Raw genomic sequence first — 23,112 nt, 5'->3', positions numbered from 1 at the left:
GAAGGGGCCCGGGCGCGGACCGGGTCTCAGGCGTTCGCCGGGACGGGCGGAGCGGCTTCGGCCGGTTTCTCGTCGAGCAGGGTCGCTTCGTCGAATGGTGCCTGGCCGGTGAACACCTGCCGCGAGCGGTCGCGGTCGAATTCCTTCATCCACGATCCGATGAGGACGGTCGCGACCGCGTTGCCGGCGAAGTTCGTCAGCGCGCGGGCCTCGGACATGAACCGGTCGATGCCGAGGATGAACCCGACGCCGTCGACGAGTTCCGGACGGTGCGACTGCAGGCCGCTGGCCAGCGTCGCGATGCCGGCGCCGCTCACGCCCGCCGCGCCCTTCGAAGCGATGATCATGAACAGCAGCAAGGTGATCTGCTCGCCGAGCGCGAGTGGCTGGTCCTGTGCGGTGGCGATGAAGAGCGTCGCCATCGTCAGGTAGATCGCGGTGCCGTCGAGGTTGAACGAGTACCCGGTGGGCACGGTGATGCCGACGACCGGCTTGCTGACGCCGAGGTGCTCCATCTTCGCGATCAGCCGCGGCAGCGCGGACTCCGAAGAGGACGTCGAGAGGATCAGCAGGAATTCGCGGCCGAGATAGCGCAGCAGGCTGAAGATGTTGACCCGCGCGCCGAGCCACAGCACCGCGCCGAGCACGCCGAACACGAACACCAGGCAGGTCAGGTAGAAGCCGAGCATGATCACCAGCAGGCTGCGCAGCGCGCCCCAGCCGGTCGCGCCGACCACCGCGGCGATCGCGCCGAACGCGCCCACCGGGGCGGCCCACATGATCATCGACAGGATGCGGAACACCAGCCGCTGGATGTGCTCGATGCCGCGCAGGATCGGCTCGCCGCGCTTGCCCAGCTTCTGCAGCGCGAACCCGGCCAGCAGCGCCACGAGCAGCGTCTGCAGCACCTCACCCTCGGTGAACGCGGACACGAACGTCTTCGGGATGATGCCGAGCAGGAAGTCGACGCCGCCCTCGCCCTTGGCCTGCTGGTGCACCTTCGACACGTCGGCCGGGTTGAGGTGCAGGCCGGTGCCCGGGTGCAGCAGGTTGCCGACGACGAGCCCGATCGCGAGCGCGAACGTCGACATCACGATGAAGTACACGAGTGCGGTGACGCCGACCTTGCCGACCTTCGCCGCCTTCGCGACCGAGCCGATGCCCAGCACGATGGTGCAGAAGATGATCGGCGAGATCATCATCTTGATCAGGTTGACGAAGCCGGTGCCCAGCGGGGCGAGGCTCTTGCCGGCGGACGGCCAGAGCAGCCCGACCGCGACGCCCAGGACGACGGCGGCGATCACGGCCAGGTACAGGTAGCGCGTGCGGTCGCGCTTGGGCGCGGCCGTTTCGGGGGTCGGTGTAGGCACCGTTGCCTCCAGCTCGGTGGGGGGAACGCGGGTCACTATGCGGGGCGTTATGACCGGCGTCACCGTTGTGTTCATTGAGTTCGCGGCGGAAGGAGTCCGGTGTGGACTTCCCGGCGACGGCGCCGGAGTGCTGCCGGACCCGCGCGTGTGCTGGTATGAGCGGGTGCCCCCGACACCTCGGATCCGGACGAGCCGCTGGAGCCTGGCCCGTCAGCTGCTGGTGCTGCAGCTGGCGATCCTGCTCGTGCTCGTCTCCGGCGGGATCACTATCGCCTACCTCGACGCCCGGCGCACCACGACCGACCGGGCCGGGGAACAGTCGCTCGCGGTGGCCCGGTCGATCGCCGACGCGCCGGACGTCGCGCGCGCAGCCGCCACCGCCGACCCGACCGCGACGCTGCAGCCGTACGCGCAGCGGGTGCTCGCGGACACGCGCGTCGACTTCGTCACGATCATGTCGCCGCAAGGAATCCGTTACACGCACCCGAATCCGGCGTTGATCGGCCAGCGGTTCCTCGGGCACATCGAGGCGGCGCAGCGGGGCGGCGTCGTGTCGGAGACCTACACCGGCTCGCTCGGCCCGTCGGTGCGCGTCGTGGTGCCAGTGTTCGACGCACAGCACCGGGTGGTCGCGCTCGTCGCGGTGGGCATCACGATCGCGGCGATTTCCGCCGAACTGCAAGACCGCGTCTGGCCGCTGCTCGGCGTCGCGGCGGCAGTATTGCTCGTAGGCGCCTGCGGGGGCTGGCTGGTGAGCGCCCGGCTGAAACGGCAGACGCGCGGCATCGCGCCGGCCGAGCTGAGCAATCTGTTCGAGTACCACGAAGCGGTGCTGCATTCGGTGCGCGAAGGCGTGCTGCTGGTCGGCCGCGACGGACGGGTCGGGCTGTGCAACGACGGCGCCCGCACGCTCCTCGGGCTCACCGGCGACCCGGTCGGGAAGCCGCTCGCCGAGCTGGGGTTGTCGCCCGAGTTGACGGCGGCGTTCACCGCGCCGGAGAACCGCACCGAGGAACTGCACCTGACGGACTCGCGGGTGCTGGTCGTGAGCACGACGCTCGTCAGCTCCGGCGGCCGCGCGCAGGGCACCGTCGTGATCCTGCGCGACCACACCGAACTCCAGACGCTCACCGGCGAGCTGACCACGGCGCGGAGCCTCGCCGAAGCGCTGCGGTCGCAGGCGCACGAGGCCGCGAACCGGCTGCACACCGTCGTGTCGCTGGTGGAACTCGGCCGGCCCGAGGACGCCGTGGAGTTCGCGACCGCCGAACTCGCGCTGGCGCAGGAGCTCACCGACCGCGTGATGACCGCGGTCGCCGAACCGGTGCTGGCCGCGTTGCTGCTGGGCAAGGCCGCGGAGGCGAGCGAACGCGGCGTGGAGCTCACCATCACGCCGGACACGATGATCGACGACCTCGGCCCCGGCGTCGCCGGACGGGACCTGGTGACGATCCTCGGCAACCTGATCGACAACGGAATCGACGCGGTGGTGCGGGAATCCGTCGCGCGGCCGTCGGTGGTGGTCACCGCGCGGTCCGAAGAGGACGGTCTGCTGCTGCGCGTCGCGGACAACGGTCCGGGCGTACCGGAAGAGGCCGTGGGGGAGATGTTCCGCCGGGGCTGGTCGACGAAGGCCGGGGACGAGCACGGTCTCGGGCTGGCGCTGGTCGTGCAGGCGGTCCGGCGCTACCACGGCACCATCGACGTCGGACGCGACGGCGGCGCGGTGTTCACCGTACGGTTGCCGAGACAGGAGGTGCCGGCGTGATCCGGGTGCTGGTGGTGGAGGACGAGCCGGTGGCGGCCGAGGCGCACCGGCTGTACGTCGAGCGGCTGCCCGGGTTCGTCGTCGCCGGGGTGGTGCATTCGGGCGGCGAGGCGCTGCGGTTCTGCGAGCGCGAACCGGTCGACCTGGTGCTGCTGGACTTCTACCTGCCGGACACGCACGGCCTCGCCGTCTGCCGTTCGCTGCGCGCGGCCGGATTGCCGATCGACGTCATCGCGGTCACGTCCGCGCGCGACCTCGCGCTGGTCAAGGCGGCGGTCTCGGTCGGGGTCGTGCAGTACCTGCTGAAGCCGTTCACGTTCGCGTCGCTGCGGGACAAACTGGAGCGCTACGCGTCGTTCCGCGAGGCGTCCGGCGAGGTCAGCGGGCAGGCGGAGATCGATCGCGCGCTCGGCACGCTGCGCACCACCGAGGCCGCGCCGCTGCCGAAGGGCATGAGCGCGGAGACGCTCGACGCGATCACCGACGCGCTCGCCGGGGCCGGTGAAGGGCTCTCCGCCGGGGGTGCGGCGAGCGCGATCGGAGCTTCGCGGGTCACCGCGCGGCGGTACCTGGAGTACCTGGCGGACAACGGATTGGCGCAGCGCGAACCGCGATACGGGCAGGTCGGACGGCCGGAGGTCTGGTACCGGCTGAAACCTGGCTGAGCCCGTCAGCGCTTCGTGCGCGGACGGTAAGCGGGCTCCCCGAAGGTGTGGACATCGAAGTTCACCACTCAAGGGGAGCAAGAAATGACGCAGAAGACCGCACTGGTCACCGGCGGCGGCAAGGGCATCGGCCGGGCCGTCGCGACGCGGCTGGCGCAGGACGGCGCGCTGGTCGCCGTGCACTACGGCAGCGACGAAGCGGCAGCCAAGGACACCGTCGCGGCGATTGAGGCAAACGGCGGGCAGGCGTTCGCGGTCCAGGCGACGCTGGGCGTGGACGGGGACGCGGATGCGCTGCTCGACCGTCTCGCAGCCGAGTTGCGCGAGCGCACCGGCGAGGTCGCGCTCGACATCCTGGTCAACAACGCGGCGACCGGTGCCGGTTCGATCACCTCGGCGACGCCGGAGGAGTTCGACCGGGTGTTCGCGGTGAACGTGAAGGCACCGTTTTTCCTGGTGCAGCGTCTGCTGCTGGTGCTGCGAGACGGCGGCCGGATCGTCAACATCTCGTCCGCGGACACGCGGATCGCGTTGCCGTTCGAGCTGGCCTACAGCATGACGAAGGGCGCGCTCGACGTGTTCACCCGCAGCCTGGCGCAGGAACTCGGGCAGCGGGGCATCACGGTGAACGGCGTCGCCCCCGGCCCGACGCCCACCGACCGCACCGCGCACCTGTTCGCTGACGAGCGGATGCGGGCGGGAACGGCGGCCGCGTCCGCGCTCCGGCGGGTGGCCGACCCGACCGATATCGCGGACGTGGTCGCGTTTCTCGCCTCGGCGGACTCGCGCTGGGTCACCGGGCAGGTCGTCGACGCAACGGGCGGGACTTTCCTCGGCCCGGCTGGCGTATAACGCCCTATACGGCTCGGCTTCGGGCCCGCCGAAGCCGAGCCGCTTCGCGGAGAACAAGAACAGCAATGATCAGCGAGGGCGGCCCGGTGCGTCCGGCCGGGTCTGCCACGGACGCGGCCCGTCGAGCGGCCGGTACTCCACGCCGAGCGCGTCCAGCCGCGGCAGGTGGTGGTCCCGCAGCCGGGGCAGGAATTCCGCGTAGTCGCGCGGTCCGCTGCTCCACGCGACCTCGGCGAACGCCGACAGCCGCGGGAAGGCCGCGTAGTCCGTCCGCCGCACGGTGTCCAGGTGCTCGGACCACAGCTGCGCCTGGACCCCGCGCACGTGCGGCCCGGACTCGGGTTCGAAAGCGTAGAAGTGCTCGAGATCCTGCCGGTACCCGACCGGGACGGGTTCGTCCGGGTGGTCGCTTTGCCGGTGGTCGAGGTACACGCCGTCCTCGGGGCAGAGCACTGCTTCGTGGCCGCCCTTCGCCGCCAGCGACGCGCGTTCGCGGTCCTGCCACACGCCGATCACCATCTTCGGCAGGTCGCCGCCGTCGAGGACCTCGTCCCAGCCCATCGGCGTGCGGCCGCGCGCGACGAGGTGGTCGGCGATCGCCCGGACGAACCGGTGGTGCGCTTCGGTGACGCCGGGCACCTCGTCGCCGCCGAGCGCGATCACCGGGGACGGGAAGATGTCCAGCACGTGGTCGAAAACGGCGCGGAAGAAGTCCAGAGTGGACTCCGACGGATCCAGCAGTGAAGTGCTGATGCCCCAGGAAGTCCAGACCTCCCAAGGGGTTTCGCTGGCCGGGCCGAGTTCCGGATATGCGGTGATCGCGGCGCGGGCGTGGCCGGGGAGGTCCACTTCGGGCACCACGGTGACCGCTCGCGTCGCCGCGTACGCGACGATCTCGCGGAGGTCGTCCACTGGGTAGTAACCGCCGTGCGGGCGGCCGTCGCGTTCCGGGCCGTCGTGCCTGCCGACCATGGACGACTTCCGCCAGCCGCCGACCGAGGTAAGCCGGGGGAATTCCGGTGTTTCGATCCGCCAGCCCTGGTCGTCGGTGAGGTGCAGGTGCAGCACGTTCAGCTTGTGCGCGGCCAGCAGGTCGACGAACCGCAGCACCTCGGCCTTCGTCCGGAAATGCCGGGCGACGTCGTAAAGGCAGCCGCGCCAGGCGAAACGCGGATAGTCGGTGATCGTCCCGCACGGCAGCTCGACCGGTCCATTGTGGATCGAAGCGGCACGGAACGCGTCCGGACCGGCCAGCTGGCGCAGCGTCTGCCGGCCGTAGCACTCGCCCGCCGCGTCGGCTGCTTCGAGCGTGACGCCGTCCGGCCTGATGTGCAGCCGATAACCCTCGGCGGGCAAATCCGCTGTCCGCACCTCCACGGGAACGGGCCACGGACAGGCGCCGGGAGCCGTTTCCGCGGACACCGGACGGGGGAGGAGGGTGTCGAAACCGGACATGGTCATCCCTTCACGGCCCCGGCCGCCCCGCCGATGAGCTTCCGTTGCACCAGCACGAAAAACACCAGCACCGGAATCGTCATCAGGGTGGACGAGGCCATCACGGCGCCCCAGTCGGTGTCCTCCGGTTTGAAGAACACCAGGATCGCCTGCGGCAGAGTCTGGTTCTCGGTCTTGGAGATGATGAAGGTCTTGGCGAACAGGAAGTCGTTCCACGCGTGGATGAACGCGAGCACGCTCACCGCCACGAGCCCGGGCGCGACGAGCGGGAACAGGATCTGCCAGGTGAACCGCATCCGCGACGCACCGTCCAAAGTGGCCGCTTCCGCCAGTTCGGCGGGCACCGCGGCGACGAACCCGCGCAGCATCCAGATCGCGAACGGCAGGCTGAACGCGAGGTGCACCAGCACGAGCGAGCCCAGTTCGTTGAGCCCGAACGCCGGCACCGTGCCGCCGACCGAGCGCATCAGGAAGAACAGCGGGATGGTCAGCGCCTCCACCGGCACCATCTGCGCCACCAGCAGCATCACCAGCAGCACGCCGCGGCCGCGGAACCGGAACCGCGTGAGCGCCACCGCCGAAAGGAACGAGAACACCAGGGACAGCAGCACCACGACCACGGCCACCACGAGGCTGTTGAGGAAGTACCGGCCGAAGCCGGAAACCGTGAGCACCCGCTGGAAACTGTCCAGCGAAGGCGCGAACGTCCACGGTTTCGGATGCGCCGACTGGATCTCCCCGGTCGGTTTGAACGCCGAGAGCACCATCCAGTACAGCGGGAACGCGACGATCCCGGCGATCACCACGGTCGCGATCTCGGCGGCGAGCCGCGCGGGGCGGCGGACTTTCAGAGCCATGCGGCACTCCGGCGCTGGGACCGGACGTACAGTCCGGTGATCGACAGCAGCAGCAAGGTCATCACGACCCCGATCGCCGAGCCGAGCCCGTACTCCTGCCCGGCGAACGCCTGCTGGTAGGCGTAGACGTTGAGGATCAGGTTCCGCCCGGCGATGCCGCCGCCGTTGGTCATCACGTAGATCTGGGTGAACACTTTGAAGTCCCAGATGATCGACTGCACGGTCGCGATGGTCAGCAGCGGCCGCACCGCGGGCAGGACCACCGACCACGAGGTGCGCCAGACCGACGCGCCGTCGAGCGCGGCGGCCTCCAGCGTCTCCTTCGGCACCGCGCTGATCCCGGCGTACATGGTCACCATCACGAACGGGAACGAGCACCAGATCACCTCGGCGGCGACCAGCCCGAACGTGCCGAAGGCGCCGAACGTCCAGGAATGGTGCGCCATCCCGCTGAACCCGAGGCCCGCGAGCACCTCGTTGACCAGGCCGAAATCGGTGTCGAAGAGGAACAGCCAGACGTACGAGCCGGCGATCGCCGGGGTCGCCCACGCGCCGAGCGCGGCCAGGAACAGCAGCGTGCGCGGCAGCGCGCGGACCCGGCTCGCCAGCACGGCCAGCGCCGTGCCGACGACCAGGCTGCCGACCACGCACGCGGCGGCGAACCCGACGGTCTTGCCGAGCACCGTCCAGAACTGACCGTCCGCGAGCAGGTTGACGTAGTTGTCGAGCCCGAGGAACACCAGCGGGGCCGCGCCCGCCGCCTGCGGCTGGCCGTAGTCGTAGAGCGAGATCACGACCAGCTGGTAGATCGGGTATACCAGCAGCGCGCCGAGCAGGATGCCGGCGGGCAGCAGGTACAGCAGCGCCGCGCGGCCGTCGCGGCGAACGGTCGCGGAACGAACGGCGGCCACGGCTCAGCCGAAGTTCTTGTTCATCGCCGCGGCCGCGTCGGCCAGCGCGGCGCTCGCGTCCTTGCCGCCGGTGGCGATCTGCTGCACGGCGGTGGGCAGGACGTTCTGGCTGTCGATCTTGGACCACGCCGGGGTGGCGGGCACGAACTTCGTGCCCGCGGCGAGGGTGTCCACGAACGCTTTCAGGCTCGGGTCGCTGGCGGCGAGCTTCTTCTGCACCGCCGCGAGCGTGGGCAGGTTGCCCATTGCCGCGTACATCTTCTCCTGGTACTTGACGTCGGCCAGCAGTTCGGCGAACTGCACCGCGAGACCGTGGCGCTGGCTCGCGCCGAACACGCCGAGCAGGTTGCCGCCGGCGAACGCGGGCGCGATCGAGCCGGGAGCGGTGCCGGGCAGCGGCATGATCGCGTACTTGCCCTTGACCGCGCCCTTCTCGACGGCCTTGCGGTTGAAGTCGCCGCCGATCACCATGCCCGCCTTGCCGCCGGCGAACGCGGTGACGCTCTGCGTGCCGGTGAGGTTGGCGCAGGCCGCGGGTGGGCAGATGTCGTCCTTGAGCAGGTTCGCGTACGCGGTGACGCCGGCCTTGGCCGATGGAGAGTCCACAGTGGACGTCCACTTGCCGTTGTCCGGTTTGGCCAGCTCGCCGCCGTTGGCCCAGAGGAACGGCAGCATCGCGTAGGTGTACTTGCCGCCGGTGGCGATGCCGTACAGCTCGGGCTTGGCGGCGCGGATCTTGCGCGCGTCCTCGGTCAGCTCGGCCAGCGTCGCCGGCGGCTTGAGGCCGAGCTCGGCGAAGACGTCGGTGCGGTAGTACAACGCGCGGATGCCGGTGTACCAGGGGATGCCGTAGATCTTGCCGTTCGCTTTCGCGGTGTCCACAACGGACGGGAGCAGGTCTTTGCCGTCCGACCAGTTCGCGATGTCCTTGGTCAGATCGGACAGCGCGCCGGTCTGCGCGTATCTGGCGACGTCGGTGTTGCCGAACTCGGCGACGTCGGGGGCGTTGGAGGGGTCGTTGAACGCGCCGGAGAACTTGTCCGCGCGGCCCTCGACCGGGACCCACTGCACGTCGACCTTCACGCCGGCGTGGCTCGCCTCGAACTCGGTGATCGCTTCCTTGACCGCGGCCTCTTTCGGCGCGCGATTCGCTTCGTCGAACAGCCAGACCCGGAGCGTGCCGTCGGTCTGGTTTCCGCCGGAGGCGGCCGGGCCGGATTGGGCCGGTGCACACGAGGCGAGCAACGCCAGCGTGGCGACAGCGGGCAGGACAGAACGCAGCTTCATCGGTGACTCCTGTCGCGGGGACCGGTCGGAGACCGGGAAAGGCGGGGCTGTGCGGCGTGCCAGCCCCGGTTTTTCTCAGACGAAGAAGACAGAGTTGACGCTGGGCACCGCGAGCGATCCCGCGGGCTTGCCGGGCAGGCCGGTGGCCGGGTCGCGCGGCAGCCAGGTGACGGTGCCGGAGCGCTGATTGGAGACGTAGAACCAGTTTTCGCCCGGGTCCAGTGCGAAATGCCGCGGCCAGTTCCCGCCGGACGGCACCGAGGAGGCCAGGGTGAGCTTGGCTCCGCCGTCCGCGACGGTGAAGGTGGCGACGGTGTTGGGGCCGCGCACGGTGGCGTAACCGAACTTCCCGTCGCGCGACACGGTGATCTCGCCCGGGAACAGGTCGCCGGTGCTGCCCGGCGGAACGGCGGGAACGACGGCGATCGGCTGGAGCGTGCCGGCCGCCGCGTCCCAGCTGGCGACGGTGATCTCCGGCCGCAGTTCCTGGGCGACGTAAGCGAACTTGCCGTTCGGGTGGAACGCGAGGTGCCGCGGACCGGCCCCGGCGGGAAGCGTGATCTGCTGGTGCAGCTTCAGTTTTCCCTTGCCGGTGTCGAACGAGTAGACGTATACCGAGTCGGTGCCGAGATCGACCGCCAGCACCCATTTGCCGGACGGGTCGGTGACCACCTGGTGCGCGTGCGGTTCTTTGCCTTGGTGCTGTTGCAGATCGGTGGCCGCGCCGAGCTTGCCGCCGGACTTGATCGGCAGCACCACGACGCTGCCGGAGTCGTAGTTGGCGGCCAGCACGTACTTCTGGCTCGGGTGCACCGAAAGGTGCGTGGGCGAGCCGCCCTGCGAGGACACCGAACCGAGCGGCTTCGGCCGGGTCGGGTCGGAGATGTCCAACGCGGACACCGTACCGGTCTCCGCGCCTTCGTTTTCGTTGGTGACGTACAGGATCCGGCCATCGCGAGTCCGGTCGAACCAGGAGACGTCGGTCAGCTTCGGAACCGTGCGCACCGGCGTGAGCGCGGGGCTTCCCGTCGCTCGCGCGGTGACGTCCAGCCCGTGGCCGGCCGGTGAGCTGCTGGTGTAGCTGCCGACGTACACCGTCGTGGCCGCCCGCGGCCGGGGTGCCGCGGCGGCGAGCTGCGCGCCCGCCACGGCGGCGACCCCGGCCGCGCCGACTGCTCCGACGAACGTGCGACGGGAAATCTCGGTCATCGAATACCCCCGGAACCTGTGCCGATGTGGTTCAGACCAATGCCATCGCCAATGCTGCCACACCGAAACCGCTCAGGGAAAGGACTGTTTCCAAAGCGGTCCAGGTTTTCAGGGTCTGGGTCACGGTGAGGCCGAAATACCGCGACACGATCCAGAATCCGCCGTCGTTCACGTGCGAGGCGATGATCGACCCGGCCGAGATCGCGACCACCACCAGCGCCAATTGCGCCTGGGAATAATGCAGTTCCATCACCGTGGGCGCGACGATCCCGCTCGTGGTCACGATCGCGACCGTCGCGGAACCCTGCGCGATGCGCATGCCGCAGCTGATGATGTACGCGGCCAGCAGCACCGGAAGCCCGGCGTCGCCGAGGGAACCGGCCACGGCTTTGCCGATGCCGGTCGCGGACAGCACCGCGCCGAAGAACGAACCCGCGCCGACGACGAGAAGAATCATCGCGACCGGGCGCAGCGCGGTGGCGGAAAGCTGGGCGAGATCCGCGCCGCTCATCCCGCGGCGGCGGCCGAGCAGCCACGACGCGAGCAGGGTCGCGATGGTCAGCGCGATGGCCGGCGTGCCGAGGAAAGCCGCGATGCCCGCGCCGGTCGATCCCTTGGGGAGCAGGATGCTGCCGAAGGTGCCGACGAGGATCAGCACCAGCGGCACCGCGATGATGCCGCCGACCAGCTTGAGCGACGGCGCGGGGCCTTCCTGTTCGCCTTCTTCGCCGGCGAGCTTCGCGAAGTCCTCGGCCAGCGGCACGTTCACCCGCTTGCCGATCCACGTCGAGTACAGGATGCCGCCGATGAACCAGGCCGGGATGCCGCAGACCGCGCCCATCAGGATCAGCCAGCCGAGATCGACGTGCAGCAGCCCGGCCGCGGCGACCGGTCCCGGGTGCGGCGGGATGAAGGCGTGCGTGATGGAAAGCCCGGCCAGCAACGGCATCGCGTACAGCACGATCGACCGGCCGCCTTGTTTCGCCGCCGCGTACACCAGAGGTGCGAGCACGAAAATCCCGATGTCGAAGAACACCGGGATGCCGAAGATCAGACCGGAAAGACCCATCGCGAGCGGCGCGCGTTTCTCGCCGAACGTCCGCAGCAGCGCGGCGGTGAGCACGCGCGCGCCGCCGGATTTCTCCAGGATCGAACCGAGCAGCGTGCCCAGCCCGATGATCGCCGCGATATGCCCGAGAATGCTGCCGAAGCCCTTCTCCAGCAGCGAATCCGACGTTTTCTGCGCGGTGCCGACGAGGGTGCCGACCGGCACGCCCGCGGCCAGCGCGGTGAGCAGCCCCACCACGATCAAGGCGATGAACGGTTCGACCTTCACCTTGATGATGAGGAAAAGCAGCACCGCGATGGACACCGCGGCCAGGGTGAGCAGCCCGGCCGTGCTGGTCTGCAGCCAGTGAATCATCGTCGACTCCCGGGATGGCGAAGGGAATGCCCGGCGAGCGCGCGGGTGGGGGACCCGTCTTCGAGTGCGGCGACGCCGTTCACGAAGACGTGGGAGATGCCCGCGGCCGGTTGCCGCGGATTGTCGAACGTCGCGGTGTCGGCGACCGTGTCCGGGTCGAACAGCACCAGGTCGGCGGCATGACCGGGCCGGACGAGGCCCCGGTCGGACAGCCCCAGCCGCCGTGCCGCGCGCCCGGTGAGGTGCGCGACGCAGTCGGCCAGTTCGAGAACGCCCAGTTCCCGGACGTAGCGGGCGAGGTAGCGCGGGAAGGTGCCCCATGCCCGCGGATGCGGCCGCGCCCCGACCAGCAGGCCGTCCGAGCCGCCGGTGTGCGTGCGGTGCCGCATGATCGCCTGCACGTTCTCCTCGTGCCCGACGTGCATCAGGCAGGACGTGCCGAGCTTTTCGTCGATCAGGGTGTCGAAATACAGCTCTGCCGGGGTTTTCCCGTTCTTGCGTGCAGAGGCGAGGACGCTGTGTCCGACCAACGCGGCGTTTTCCTCGCGGCGCACGCCGTTGATTTCGATGGCGTCCCAGTCGATCGGCACGCCGTGCGCACCGTCCGAACCGGACTCCTCGATCTCCGCCCGGATCCGTTCGCGAGTGTCCGGATCGGACAGCCGGGCGAGGGTCGGTTCCAAACCGCCTTCGGTGGCCCAGCTCGGCAGCAGCGCGGACAGGTAGGTCGCGCCGGGCAGGTACGGGTAGGTGTCGAGGGTGATGTCGCAGCCGTCGTCGAGCGCGTTGTCCAGCAGCCGCAGCAGATCCGGCGCTTTGCCCTTGTTGACGGAGAAGTTCATCGTCGCATGTGCGAGGTGGAGGGGACAGCCGGAGCGGCGGGAGACGTCGACCATTTCCGCGAACGCCTCCAGCGCGCCCGCGCCGTAGCTGCGGTGGTGCGGGCTGTAGTAACCGCCGCGCTCGCCGACCACGCGGCACAGCTCGACCAGTTCCTCGGTGGTCGCGTACATCCCGGGCGTGTAGGTGAGCCCGGACGACAGGCCGAACGCGCCTTCGGCCAGCCCGGTCGCGATCAGTTCCCGCATCCGAGCCAGCTCGGCGTCGGTGGCGGGCCGGTCTTCCCAGCCGACCACGAGCATCCGCACCGTTCCCTGCGGGACGAGGTACGCGGCGTTCGTCGCGATGCCCTGATCGAGCCGGTCGAGGTACTCGCCGACCGAGCGCCAGTTCCAGTCGAAGCCCGCCGGGTCGTCGTTCCATCCGGCGAGCTGCTGGCGCAGGCTCGCGAGCACCTCGTCGTTGACCGGTGCGTAGGAGAGACCGTCCTGGCCGAGCACCTCGGTGGTGACGCCCTGGCTGATCTTCGCGAGGTGGTCCGGGTTGGCGAGCAGCTGCAGGTCGGAATGCGAGTGCATGTCGATGAAGCCGGGGGAGAGGACCTGGCCGGTCGCGTCGAGCACGCGCGGCGCGGTCAGTTCTCCCGGCGCGGCCACGTCGGCGATGCGGTCGCCGGTGATCCCGACGTCGCGGATTTCCAGCGGAGCCCCGGTTCCGTCGGCGACGCGCGCGCCGCGGATCACGAGGTCCATCAGAACCACGTCCGGACGAAGTCGACGACCGTCTCGCCGTCGGTGTCGACAACCGGGAGCAACGACCACTTGTCAAACGTCGTGCACGGATGCGACAGGCCGAGCCGAACCCAGTCGCCGACCTCGACCGGCGACCCTTCGGGAAGCTCGAGGAACGCGTGCTGGTCGTTGAGCTTCGGGACGGTGTGTCCGGTCAGGTCGGTGACCACGCCGTCCTTGCGCAGCAACTGCGGCTCCGGCATGCCTTCGTCGAACGGCAGGTCGCGCTTGCCCGCGGTGAGCAGCGCCAGCTTCGGCGTCGGCTTCGACGTGACCTGCGCCCACGCGTGCAGCGCCGGACGGAAGCTGTCGACGCCAGCGATGCGCGGGTGTTCGCCAAGCGGCGAGATCTCGCGGTAGAAGCCGTCGTCGTGCGTCAGGTACGCGCCGCTGCGCAGGATCGGGACCACCTCGAGGCCGTCCGGCCACGGCTTGGTCAGCTCGTCCACGACGCGGTCGAAGTACGCGCTGCCACCGGCGGTCACGTACACCGGACCGGCGGCGAGCAAACCCTTCTCCGCGAAGGAGATCGTCGCGTCGCGCAGAGTGTCCACATAGGAACTGATCTTCGCCAGCGCAGCTTCGTCGGTGTGGTGCGAGAGCGCGCCTTCGTACCCGCCGGTGCCGCGCAGACGCAGCACCGGGCTCTTCGCCGCCGCTTCGGCCACGGCCAGCGCGGTCGCGGCGTCCCGGACCCCAGTGCGGCCGCCTTCGCCGCCCAACTCCACCAGCACGTCGACGGGCCGCTCGGCACCAGCGAGCGCTTCGGTCATCAGCTCGACGCCGCGCACCGAGTCGACCCAGCAGACGAACTCGAAATCCGGATCCGCCGCCAGCTCGCCGGCCAGCCAGCGCAGCGCGGCCGGGTCCACGAGCTGGTTCGCCAGCAAGATCCGCGACACGCCGAACGCGCGGTAGATCCGCACGTGCCCGGCGTTCGCCGCGGTGATGCCCCACGAGCCGTGCTCCAGCTGCCGGGCGAACAGCTCCGGCGCCATCGTCGTCTTGCCGTGCGGCGCGAGCGCGATGCCGCGTTCGGCGCACCAGCGGGCCATGGTGGCGAGGTTGTGCTCCAGCGCGGCCGCGTCGAGGACCACGAACGGACCGAAGAAGCCGTCGTCGAAGAGCTTCGCGCGGCGGGCCGCGGCTTCGTCGAGCGTGAGTCCGGACAGGGCCGGGGGGAGGGCGCGGAAGCGCCAGTCGATCCGTTCGCCGCGCCCGGCTCGGACGGCGGCGGTGAGAGCGGCGTTGCTGTTCATCTGGGACCTCGGTTGCGTATCTTGCAACGGACGTTGCGCAAAATGCGTTGCCTAGGTGTAGCATCCGGGTGGCCACAGGTCAACGGGGAAGGAACGTCAGTGACCAGCAGTCCGACAGCGTCGCCAGGAGTGCCGCCTGAAGTGCTCTGCATCGGCGAGTCGATGGCGTTGTTCGTGCCCGCCGAACCCGGCCCGCCGGACGAGGTGCGCACCTGGCTGCGCACCGTCGGCGGCGCGGAGTCGAACGTCGCGTGCCACCTGCCCGCGCTCGGCGTGCCCAGCGGATGGGTCAGCGCGGTCGGGGACGACCCGTTCGGCCGCGCGCTCGTCCGCGAGATCGCGGCGGCGGGCGTGGACGTCCGCGGCGTCGTGGTCGACCCGGCCCGCCCGACCGGCCTGTACGTGAAGGAAAGCGGTGCGGGCGGCAGTCCCGTCCGCTACTACCGCGCGGGTTCCGCCGCGTCCGGCATGGGTCCGGAGCTGGTGTCCCGGCTCGATTTCTCCGGCGTCCGAGTGCTGCACCTTTCCGGGATCACGCCCGCTCTTTCGGACAGCTGCCTCGCGCTCGTCCGCGCGCTGCTCGACCGTCCGCGCGGCGATCTGCTCGTGTCGTTCGACGTGAACCACCGCCCCGCGCTGTGGGCCGGCCGCGACCAGTCCGTGCTCGCCGAACTGGCCGGGAAGGCCGATCTGGTGCTGACCGGCGACGACGAGGCGGAACGCGTGTGGGGCACCGGCGATCCGGCGAAGCTGCGCGCTCTGTTGCCCGGCCCGCGCACGCTGGTGGTCAAGCACGGCGAACGCGGCGCGACCCTCGTCGAGGGTTCGGCCGAACCGCTGTTCTCGCCCGCGCTGCGGGTCGATGTCGTGGAACCGGTCGGCGCCGGGGACGCCTTCGCCGCCGGATTCCTGGCCGCGACCCTGCGCGGAGCCGACCCGTTGACCCGGCTCCGGCGCGGCCACCTGCAAGCCGCGGCGACACTGTTGACTCAGGACGACGTCGGCGCGCCGCTGGCCGAGGCCGTCGTGACGAAACTGGTGCAGGCGGACGCCGACAGCTGGGGTTCGGTCCGGCTCACCGGGGAGGGACTGGTGGTCACGTGAGTCAAAGTCTCGACCGCGCGCTGACGCTGCTGAGCGGTCTCGCGCGCGGCGGCAAGACGCTCGACGAGCTGGCCGAAGAGATCGGCGTGCACAAGACGACCGTGCTGCGGCTGCTGCGCACCCTCGAAGCACACCATTTCGTGCGGCGCGAAGGAGCCCGGCATTACCGGCTCGGCAGCGCGCTCTTCGACCTCGCCAACCAGGCGCTGGAGGACCGCGACGTCCGGCGCAGCTCCCACGACGCGCTCGCCGCGCTGAACTCGCGCACCGGGCACACCGTGCACCTGGCGTCCTATGAGGACGGTGAGGTGGTGTACATCGACAAGTTCGAGGGGCACCACGCGGTCCGGATGTATTCGCGGGTCGGCAAACGCGCGCCGCTGCACTGCACCGCGGTCGGCAAGGTGCTCGTCGCGGCGATGCCGAAGGCGAAACGCGAGGAGATCGCCCGCTCGATCGACTACGTCGTGCTCACCGCCAACACGATCACCACGCCCGAGGCGTACCTGGCCGAACTCGACCAGGTCGCTGAGCGCGGGTACGCCGTGGACAATGCCGAGCACGAGGACTTCATCCACTGCATTTCCGCGCCGGTGCGCGGCGCGGGCGGCGAAGTGCTCGCCGCGGCGTCGATGTCGGTGCCGAAGGTGCTGCTGGACTACGACGGGCTGCTGGCGCTCGTGCCCGAGCTGCTGGCCGCCGCCGAGGAAGCTTCCGTCCACAGTGGATGGACGGGGAACGGAAAGGGGCAATGATGGGCAAGACGGCGATCACCAGCGAGAACGCGCCGAAGCCGCCGGCGAACTTCTCGCAGGCCGTCCGCAAGGGGAACATCCTCCAGGTCGCCGGCGCGGTCGCGTTCGACCCGGCCACCGGCGAGATCGTCGGCGACGACGTCGTGAGCCAGACCCGGCAGGTGTTCAAGAACCTGAACGCGCTGCTCGAAGAGGCGGGCTCGAGCTTCGCGGACGCGGTGATGGTGCGTGTGTACCTCACCGACACGAGCCACTTCGCCGCGTTCAACGAGGTCTACAACGAGCTGATCGGCGAAGCCCCGTACGCGGCCCGCACCACGGTGTACGTGGGGCTGCCCGCCGGTCTCCTGGTGGAGATCGACGTGCTCGCTGTCCTGGACTGAGCCGGCTGGGTGCCCGGCCTCGGCCGGGCACCCGGTTCAGCCGAGCACGCTCGTGTACGCGTTGATCGCGGGCTGCCCGCCGAGATGCGCGTACAGCACGTTCGAATCCTTCGCGATCTCACCGGTGCGCACGAGGTCGATCAGCCCGGCCATCGATTTGCCCTCGTACACCGGGTCGGTGATCATGCCTTCCAGCCGCGCGGCAGTATGGATCGCGTCGAGCGTCTGCTCGTCCGGAATCCCGTAGACGCCCGCGTGATAACGCTCGTCGAGAACCACGTCTTCGACCGGCCCGGCCTCGATCAGCTCCGCCGTGTTCTTCGCGATCCGGCCGATCTGCTCGCGCGTCTCGTCGGGCTTCGCCGACGCGTCGATCCCCAGGATCCGCCGCGGCTTCCCGCATACGGCCACTCCGGCCATCATCCCCGCTTGCGTGCTGCCGGTGACCGAGCACACCACGACGGTGTCGAAGAAAACGCCGAGTTCGCGTTCCTGCTCTTCCAGCTCCAGCACCCAGTTCGCGAACCCGAGCCCGCCGAGCCGGTGGTCCGAAGCGCCGGCCGGGATCGCGTACGGCGTGCCGCCGTCCTCCTCGACCTCCGCCAGCGCCCGCTCCCAGCTCTCCTTGAAGCCGATGCCGAACCCGGCGTCGACGAGCCGGACGTCCGCGCCGAGGATCCGCGACAGCTGGATGTTGCCGACCTTGTCGTGCAGCGGATCGTGCCAGTCGACCCAGCTTTCCTGCACCAGCACGGCTTTCATCCCGGCCCGCGCCGCCGCGGCCGCGACCTGCCGCGTGTGGTTCGACTGGACCCCGCCGATCGAGACGAGCGTGTCCGCGCCCTGGGCGAGCGCGTCGGCGACGAGGTACTCCAGTTTGCGCGTCTTGTTGCCGCCGTAGGCGAGTCCGGAGTTGAGATCCTCGCGCTTGGCCCAGACGGTCGCGCCGCCGAGGTGTTCGGTCAGCCGCTCCAGCCGGTGCACCGGGGAAGGCCCGGCGAGCAACGGGAAACGGGGGAAATCAGCCAGGCTCACGCGTCCTCCAGGAGGGCTTCGAGGTCGGTCCAAATCGTTGAAGTGAGCTGTGCGGCAGCGGCCTCGTCGCCGGCTTCGAGCGCGGCGATGAGCTCGTCGTGCCGGGTGACCGAGCGATGCGCGGGCAGCGAGCTGAACCGCGCGTATTCGAGACGGCGCAGCAGCGGCGTGTACCGGTCGAGCGTCGCCGCGACCGCCCGGTTGCCGCACGCGCGCACCGGAATGTCGTGCAGTTCGTCGTCCGCCTCGATCGCCTTGCCGACGTCCCCGGCGGCGACGGCCGCGCGAAACCTCTGGTTGGCTTCCCGCATCGCCGCGATCTGCGGCTTGCCGAGCCGGGGGAGCGCCTCGCGCACGACCAGCTCGTGCAGCGCCCGGACGAGCCGGACCGCGTCGCGGACGTCATCGGCGTCGAACTCGGCGACCCTCGTGTAGCTCTGCGGCTTCGACACCACCAGCCGATCCTCGGCCAGCCGCAGCAGCGCCTGCCGGACCGGGGCGCGGGACAGTCCCAGCTGCTCGGCGAGGTCGGCGTCGCGCAGCGGAGTGCCCGGCGGGAGGCTGCCGTCGATGATGGCGTGCCGGATGCGCTCGTACGCCTCGTCGCGCAGCAGCGGCCGGGAGACCTTGGGGAGTGCACTCACATCTAACATGTTAGATGTCGGGCGGCCTCGGAACAATGCCTTCGTGCGGCAGGTGCGGGTCCAGGCTGTGCGAGGGCCTCTCCGCGGCGGATGCGGTGCAGTCGGGCCGTCCGTGAAGGGCTCCTCCACGGTCTCTGGTTCCCTCAAGGCGACCCTCGCGTACCTATCCGGAGCGCTTCCGGCGTCGTGGAGCGGCGACGGCATTGCCGGATCCCGGCCGCGCATGGCCGGTCGCGCCGTCCCCGGAAACGGCGAAGACCCGCCCGGCGATGCCCAAGAGCGGGTCTTCGTGCGGTTCTTCCGGCTCAGTAAACCGGCCCGGTGTACTTCTCGCCCGGCCCCTGGCCCGGCGGGTCCGGCACGACCGACGCCTCGCGGAACGCCTTCTGCAGCGACTGCAGTCCGTCGCGAAGGGGCCCGGCGTGCAGGCCGAGGTACTCCGCGGAGGCGGTGACGAGCCCGGCGAGCGCGGTGATGAGGCGGCGCGCCTCGTCGAGGTCGCGGTGCGGGGAGTTCTCCGGGTCGGCGTCGGCGAGGCCGAGGCGCTCGGCTCCCGCGGACAGCAGCATCACCGCGGCGCGACTGATCACCTCGACGCTCGGGATCTCCTCGAGCCCGCGGTCGTCGGGGGAATACGGGGGCGGTGGCGATGGTTGTTCAGACACGTCTGGTACCCTTCCACGTGCGACCAGCTCCCGAGCGATCGGGGGCGGCAAGTGGAGCCCCGCTCCCACCCGCGTCACCGCCTGAGGTGTCCGGGTCCGGTCTCGCCGAAGTGGTCCACTGCCGTCCCGGCAGCGTACTGCGGAAGCGAAGCGTTCGGCCGTCGGGCCGGACGCGATCGGAGACAGAGCGGGCCCCGTGCACCGGCAGCAGCCGGCGGCGGGGCCTGAATCGTGTGGGCACCAGGTCGAAGCGAGAAAACATCACTCGGACCAAGGAGGCCCCATCAGCTCCGAGACACGCATCAACGAACGCATCCGGGTGCCGGAGGTCCGGCTCGTCGGCCCCAACGGCGAGCAGGTCGGCATCGTCCGGATCGAGGATGCGCTGCGGCTTGCGCAGGAGGCGGATCTCGACCTCGTCGAGGTGGCCCCGCAGGCCCGCCCGCCCGTGGCGAAGCTCATGGACTTCGGCAAGTTCAAGTACGAGAGCGCGCAGAAGGCCCGCGAGTCCCGCCGCAACCAGCAGCTCACCGTCATCAAGGAACAGAAGCTGCGGCCGAAGATCGACCAGCACGACTACGAGACCAAGAAGGGTCACGTGTCGCGGTTCCTGGCGGCGGGCAACAAGGTCAAGGTCACGATCATGTTCCGCGGCCGCGAGCAGTCCCGGCCGGAGCTCGGCTTCCGGCTCCTGCAGAAGCTCGCCGACGACGTCACCGAGCTCGGCTTCGTGGAATCGTCGCCGAAGCAGGACGGACGCAACATGATCATGGTGCTGGCCCCGCACAAGAACGTGAAGCCGAAGGCCGTCAAGGCCGAACCGGCTCCCGAGGCGTAGCGCGCCTCGCGCCGACCAGCACAGTCAGCGGCACACCGGGTTCTCCGGTGTGCCGCCGCACGGAAGAGGACGAACAACCATGCCGAAGATGAAGACGCACAGCGGCACGTCGAAGCGGATCCGGATCACCGGGTCGGGCAAGCTGCGCCGTCAGAAGGCCGGACGCCGCCACCTGATGGAGAAGAAGTCCAACCGCCTCACCCGCCGCCTCGAGGGCACCACCGACGTCGCCAAGAACGACGTCAGCCGCGTGAAGCGCCTGCTCGCCCGCTGAGGCCGCACCCTTTCCCGACCACCCCGGGGTCCTCGCACCCCCCGAATTCGACAGGATGGACCAGTGGCACGCGTCAAGCGGGCGGTCAACGCCCAGAAGAAGCGTCGCGCGACTCTCGAACTGGCCAGCGGTTACCGCGGCCAGCGTTCGCGGCTGTACCGCAAGGCCAAGGAGCAGACGCTCCACTCGCTCAACTACGCCTACCGCGACCGCCGCGCGCGCAAGGGTGACTTCCGCCAGCTGTGGATCACCCGGATCAACGCGGCCGCTCGCGCCAACGGCGTCACCTACAACCGGTTCATCCAGGGCCTGAAGGCCGCCGGTGTCGAGGTGGACCGCAAGATCCTCGCGGACCTCGCGGTCAACGACGCGGCCGCCTTCACCGCGCTCGCCGAGCTCGCCAAGGCGAACGTCACGACCGGCGAAGCGAAGTCGGCCTGACCAGCGGCATTTTCCGGCCCGGGGCGGATCCGTTCACCGAACGGACCCCCCGGGTCGTTGCTGCGCGCAAACTGACCCGGCGCGCGGAACGGGAGAAAACCGGCCGCTTCCTGGCCGAAGGGGTCAACGCGGTCACCTCGGCGCTCTCCTATGGGACGGTCCACGAACTCTTCGTGACCGAACGCGCCGCCGCCGCCCACCCCGCGTTGGTGGAGGCCGCCCCGCGCGTGTCGCCGATCACCGAACGCGCGGCCGCGGGCCTGTCGGAAACCGTGACCCCGCAAGGAATCATCGCGGTCTGCTCGCTGGTCGACCGTCCACTGGAGACAGTCCTGGCCGCGGCCCGTCTGGTGGTGGTCCTGGTGGACGTCGCCGACCCCGGCAACGCGGGCACAGTCATCCGCGTAGCCGACGCCGCCGGCGCCGACGCGGTAGTCCTCGCTGGCGACACTGTCGACCCGCACAACGGAAAGAGCGTCCGCGCCGCCGCCGGCTCGACGTTCCACGTCCCGCTGGCCCGCGCCCGCGACATCCCGTCGGTCCTGACCGCCCTGCGCTCCGCCGGCCTGCGCACCCTTGCCGCGCACGGTTACGCTTCGACGTCGCTGGAGACTGTCCACTTCGGAGCCCCAGTGGCGTGGATCTTCGGCAACGAGGCGCACGGCCTGCCCGAGGACGTCCTGTCGTCCGTCGACGAAGCCGTCCGGATCCCGTTGTACGGCAAGGCTGAAAGCCTCAACCTCGCGACCGCCGCCGCGGTCTGCGTCTACACCGCCGCGATGGCCGCGCACCGCTGACCGTGCCGGACCTCCAGCACGTCTTCTGGATCGGCGGCGCACCCGGCGCGGGCAAATCCACGATCGCCCGCCGCCTGGCCGCAAGCCGCGGCTGGCACCACTACGCGACCGACGACGCCATGCGCGCCCACGCCGCCCGCACGACCCCGGCCACGGCTCCGCTGCTGCACGCGTTCCTGGCCATGGACATGGACGAACGCTGGGTGCGCCGTTCCCCGGACGTCATGCTGGAAACCTTCCCCTGGTTCCGCGGCGAGGGCTTCGGGCTGATCGTCGAGGACCTCCTCGCCCTCCCGCCGAACCCGTGCGTCGTCGACGGTTTCCGGCTGCTGCCGCACCTGGTCAAACCGCTGCTGAACGATGCGGACCGCGCGGTCTGGCTGCTGCCGACCCCGGAATTCCGCCACACGGCGATCGAGGGCCGGAGCGCACCGGGGGAGCAGTTCGTGCGGCGAACGAGCGATCCCGCTCGGGCCGCCCGCAACCTGGCCGAACGAGACCGGCTGTTCACGACCCGCCTCCGGCCGGAAACGGCGCGGCTCGGATTGCGCGCGATCGAGGTCGACACCACGACGACGGAAGACGATCTTTTCGACCAGGTGACGACCTTCTTCCGACTCTGATCCCGGCTCTCATCATCGGCTTTGAGACTGTCTTCTGCTTTGGGACGCGGGCTTTGCTGGTTGCGGTGCCAGCTCCCGTCCGCGAGCTGCTTCGGCTGCGCTGTCCGCTCGGCTGGGTTGAGTGACTTGCGAGGTCGCGAACAGTTCTTGCGTGCCGGCCAGCGATCGCGCCGTGCTGGCTGCGTCACTAGCTCCCGTCCGCGAGCCGCTTCGGCTGCGCTGTCCGTTCGGTTGGGTTGAGCGGCTTGCCAGGTCGCGAGCAGGCTTGCTTGTCTGCCAGCGATCCCGCCGTGCTGGCTGCGGCACCAGTGATTTTCGCGCTGTGGAGCGGCTGCGGCGTGGCCGAGCGTGGGTTGCCGTGCGAGTGACTTTCGCGCTGGGGATCGGCTCTTGGGTAGGCGAGCGTGAGCAGGCATGGCTGCGCTATTGGAGGGGTGTTGCCTGGCTGCCCATGGGTTGCCGTGCGAGTTACTACCTGCGCTGGTGATCGGTTCTCGTGTGGGCGAGCGTGGGCCGCCGCGCCTGTGATGCTGGGCCTGTTGGAGGGTGTCGCGCGGCCCCGCGCGTGAGCTGACATGGCTCTGTTGTCGGGGCGGGTGTCGGTGGCTGCGCCTGCGCGCCGTGCGAGTGACATTCGCACTGGGGATCGGCTCTCGTGTGGGCAAGCGCGAGCCGCCACGGCCGTGTTGCTGGGCTTCTTGGAGCGGTGCCATGTGGCTGCGCCTGAGCTGCCGTGCCAGTGACTTCCCCGCAGGCGATCGGCTCGTGCGGAGAAGCGCGAGCTGCTACGTCAGCGACTTCCGCTGCGGACCGGGTCCCGCTTGGGCAAGCGGTTTCCGCTCCGCCGTCCCCGCGTTGTCTGCACG

At 70.0% G+C, this 23,112-nt stretch carries 23 protein-coding genes; 11 read left to right on the top strand and 12 right to left on the bottom strand.

Annotated elements, in window-relative coordinates; genetic code table 11:
* Nucleotides 1-26 precede the first annotated feature (26 nt).
* Nucleotides 27-1,370: a cation:dicarboxylate symporter family transporter gene (locus L942_RS39460; protein ID WP_037370375.1), complete on the bottom strand. Its 1,344-nt coding sequence runs from the start codon at nucleotides 1,368-1,370 to the stop codon at nucleotides 27-29.
* Between the two features lie 163 nt (nucleotides 1,371-1,533).
* On the opposite strand from L942_RS39460, the gene L942_RS39455 reads away from it, so the two are divergent.
* The 3 genes from L942_RS39455 to L942_RS39445 all read left to right on the top strand — a co-directional run bounded on the left by L942_RS39455 (nucleotide 1,534) and on the right by L942_RS39445 (nucleotide 4,655).
* Nucleotides 1,534-3,138, top strand: coding sequence for a sensor histidine kinase (locus L942_RS39455; RefSeq protein WP_037370386.1), 1,605 nt, complete (start codon nucleotides 1,534-1,536; stop codon nucleotides 3,136-3,138).
* Nucleotides 3,135-3,803 carry a response regulator gene (locus L942_RS39450; RefSeq protein ID WP_037370374.1) on the top strand — a complete coding sequence of 223 codons (669 nt, stop codon included), beginning with the start codon at nucleotides 3,135-3,137 and terminating at the stop codon, nucleotides 3,801-3,803. The genes L942_RS39455 and L942_RS39450 overlap by 4 nt, the downstream gene beginning before the upstream one ends.
* An 84-nt stretch (nucleotides 3,804-3,887) precedes the next feature.
* A complete protein-coding gene (locus L942_RS39445) occupies nucleotides 3,888-4,655 on the top strand; it encodes an SDR family oxidoreductase (RefSeq protein ID WP_037370373.1) in 768 nt (255 codons plus the stop codon).
* A gap of 69 nt (nucleotides 4,656-4,724) precedes the next feature.
* Here the strand turns inward: L942_RS39445 and L942_RS39440 are convergent, their stop codons facing one another.
* The 8 genes from L942_RS39440 to L942_RS39405 form a co-directional block, all read right to left on the bottom strand.
* Nucleotides 4,725-6,110, bottom strand: coding sequence for a beta-N-acetylhexosaminidase (locus tag L942_RS39440; RefSeq protein WP_106965202.1), 1,386 nt, complete (start codon nucleotides 6,108-6,110; stop codon nucleotides 4,725-4,727).
* 2 nt (nucleotides 6,111-6,112) lie between these two features.
* Nucleotides 6,113-6,967, bottom strand: coding sequence for a carbohydrate ABC transporter permease (locus L942_RS39435; RefSeq protein ID WP_037370372.1), 855 nt, complete (start codon nucleotides 6,965-6,967; stop codon nucleotides 6,113-6,115).
* Entirely contained in the window at nucleotides 6,958-7,878 is a 921-nt protein-coding gene (locus L942_RS39430) for a carbohydrate ABC transporter permease (RefSeq protein WP_037370371.1), read from the bottom strand. The genes L942_RS39435 and L942_RS39430 overlap by 10 nt, the downstream gene beginning before the upstream one ends.
* Nucleotides 7,879-7,881: 3 nt before the next feature.
* The gene (locus L942_RS39425) at nucleotides 7,882-9,165 is read right to left on the bottom strand and encodes an extracellular solute-binding protein (RefSeq protein WP_037370370.1); all 1,284 of its coding nucleotides are present in this window, start codon (nucleotides 9,163-9,165) and stop codon (nucleotides 7,882-7,884) included.
* A 75-nt stretch (nucleotides 9,166-9,240) separates the two neighbouring features.
* A complete protein-coding gene (locus L942_RS39420) occupies nucleotides 9,241-10,374 on the bottom strand; it encodes a lactonase family protein (RefSeq protein ID WP_037370369.1) in 1,134 nt (377 codons plus the stop codon).
* 31 nt (nucleotides 10,375-10,405) lie between these two features.
* A complete protein-coding gene (locus tag L942_RS39415; protein WP_037370367.1) occupies nucleotides 10,406-11,797 on the bottom strand; it encodes a GntP family permease in 1,392 nt (463 codons plus the stop codon).
* Nucleotides 11,794-13,389, bottom strand: a complete 1,596-nt coding sequence (locus tag L942_RS39410; protein ID WP_037370365.1) for an N-acyl-D-amino-acid deacylase family protein — start codon at nucleotides 13,387-13,389, stop codon at nucleotides 11,794-11,796. Before L942_RS39410 ends, L942_RS39415 begins: the two co-directional genes overlap by 4 nt.
* Nucleotides 13,389-14,687 (bottom strand): amino acid deaminase, encoded by a 1,299-nt coding sequence (locus L942_RS39405; RefSeq protein WP_037370363.1) that lies wholly within the window; start codon nucleotides 14,685-14,687, stop codon nucleotides 13,389-13,391. The genes L942_RS39410 and L942_RS39405 overlap by 1 nt, the downstream gene beginning before the upstream one ends.
* Nucleotides 14,688-14,849: 162 nt before the next feature.
* Between L942_RS39405 and L942_RS39400 the strand changes: the two genes are divergently transcribed.
* Genes L942_RS39400 through L942_RS39390 form a run of 3 tightly spaced genes read left to right on the top strand, consistent with a single transcriptional unit; the run spans nucleotide 14,850 to nucleotide 16,929 of the window.
* On the top strand, nucleotides 14,850-15,791 hold the full coding sequence (locus L942_RS39400) for a sugar kinase (RefSeq protein ID WP_235079647.1): 942 nt from the start codon (nucleotides 14,850-14,852) through the stop codon (nucleotides 15,789-15,791).
* Nucleotides 15,788-16,546: an IclR family transcriptional regulator gene (locus tag L942_RS39395; protein ID WP_037370361.1), complete on the top strand. Its 759-nt coding sequence runs from the start codon at nucleotides 15,788-15,790 to the stop codon at nucleotides 16,544-16,546. Before L942_RS39400 ends, L942_RS39395 begins: the two co-directional genes overlap by 4 nt.
* Nucleotides 16,546-16,929, top strand: a complete 384-nt coding sequence (locus L942_RS39390) for a RidA family protein (RefSeq protein ID WP_037370359.1) — start codon at nucleotides 16,546-16,548, stop codon at nucleotides 16,927-16,929. The genes L942_RS39395 and L942_RS39390 overlap by 1 nt, the downstream gene beginning before the upstream one ends.
* A 36-nt stretch (nucleotides 16,930-16,965) precedes the next feature.
* On the opposite strand, the gene L942_RS39385 is transcribed toward L942_RS39390, so the two are convergent.
* From L942_RS39385 to L942_RS39375, 3 genes are all read right to left on the bottom strand, one after another.
* Nucleotides 16,966-17,964: a 1-aminocyclopropane-1-carboxylate deaminase gene (locus L942_RS39385; protein ID WP_037370358.1), complete on the bottom strand. Its 999-nt coding sequence runs from the start codon at nucleotides 17,962-17,964 to the stop codon at nucleotides 16,966-16,968.
* Nucleotides 17,961-18,608, bottom strand: coding sequence for a GntR family transcriptional regulator (locus tag L942_RS39380; protein WP_369094769.1), 648 nt, complete (start codon nucleotides 18,606-18,608; stop codon nucleotides 17,961-17,963). The genes L942_RS39385 and L942_RS39380 overlap by 4 nt, the downstream gene beginning before the upstream one ends.
* A gap of 305 nt (nucleotides 18,609-18,913) precedes the next feature.
* Complete coding sequence (locus L942_RS39375) at nucleotides 18,914-19,273, bottom strand: DUF1844 domain-containing protein (protein WP_037370356.1); 360 nt, start codon at nucleotides 19,271-19,273, stop codon at nucleotides 18,914-18,916.
* A 283-nt stretch (nucleotides 19,274-19,556) separates the two neighbouring features.
* Between L942_RS39375 and infC the strand changes: the two genes are divergently transcribed.
* The 5 genes from infC (at nucleotide 19,557) to L942_RS39350 (ending at nucleotide 22,246) form a co-directional block, all read left to right on the top strand.
* Nucleotides 19,557-20,111: a translation initiation factor IF-3 gene (gene infC, locus L942_RS39370; protein ID WP_182895384.1), complete on the top strand. Its 555-nt coding sequence runs from the start codon at nucleotides 19,557-19,559 to the stop codon at nucleotides 20,109-20,111.
* Between the two features lie 79 nt (nucleotides 20,112-20,190).
* Nucleotides 20,191-20,385, top strand: a complete 195-nt coding sequence (gene rpmI / locus L942_RS39365) for a 50S ribosomal protein L35 (protein WP_037370352.1) — start codon at nucleotides 20,191-20,193, stop codon at nucleotides 20,383-20,385.
* A gap of 63 nt (nucleotides 20,386-20,448) precedes the next feature.
* Nucleotides 20,449-20,826, top strand: a complete 378-nt coding sequence (gene rplT / locus L942_RS39360; RefSeq protein WP_009079612.1) for a 50S ribosomal protein L20 — start codon at nucleotides 20,449-20,451, stop codon at nucleotides 20,824-20,826.
* An 8-nt stretch (nucleotides 20,827-20,834) separates the two neighbouring features.
* Nucleotides 20,835-21,623 (top strand): TrmH family RNA methyltransferase, encoded by a 789-nt coding sequence (locus tag L942_RS39355; protein WP_440201368.1) that lies wholly within the window; start codon nucleotides 20,835-20,837, stop codon nucleotides 21,621-21,623.
* A 2-nt stretch (nucleotides 21,624-21,625) separates the two neighbouring features.
* Nucleotides 21,626-22,246, top strand: a complete 621-nt coding sequence (locus tag L942_RS39350) for a hypothetical protein (protein WP_235079646.1) — start codon at nucleotides 21,626-21,628, stop codon at nucleotides 22,244-22,246.
* Nucleotides 22,247-23,112 lie beyond the last annotated feature (866 nt).

The organism is Amycolatopsis orientalis DSM 43388 (assembly GCF_000411975.1).
In the GTDB taxonomy this organism is placed as follows: domain Bacteria; phylum Actinomycetota; class Actinomycetes; order Mycobacteriales; family Pseudonocardiaceae; genus Amycolatopsis; species Amycolatopsis orientalis_D.
Note: the sequence above shows the minus strand (reverse complement) of the source record. Positions and strands in the feature narration are given on the sequence as shown.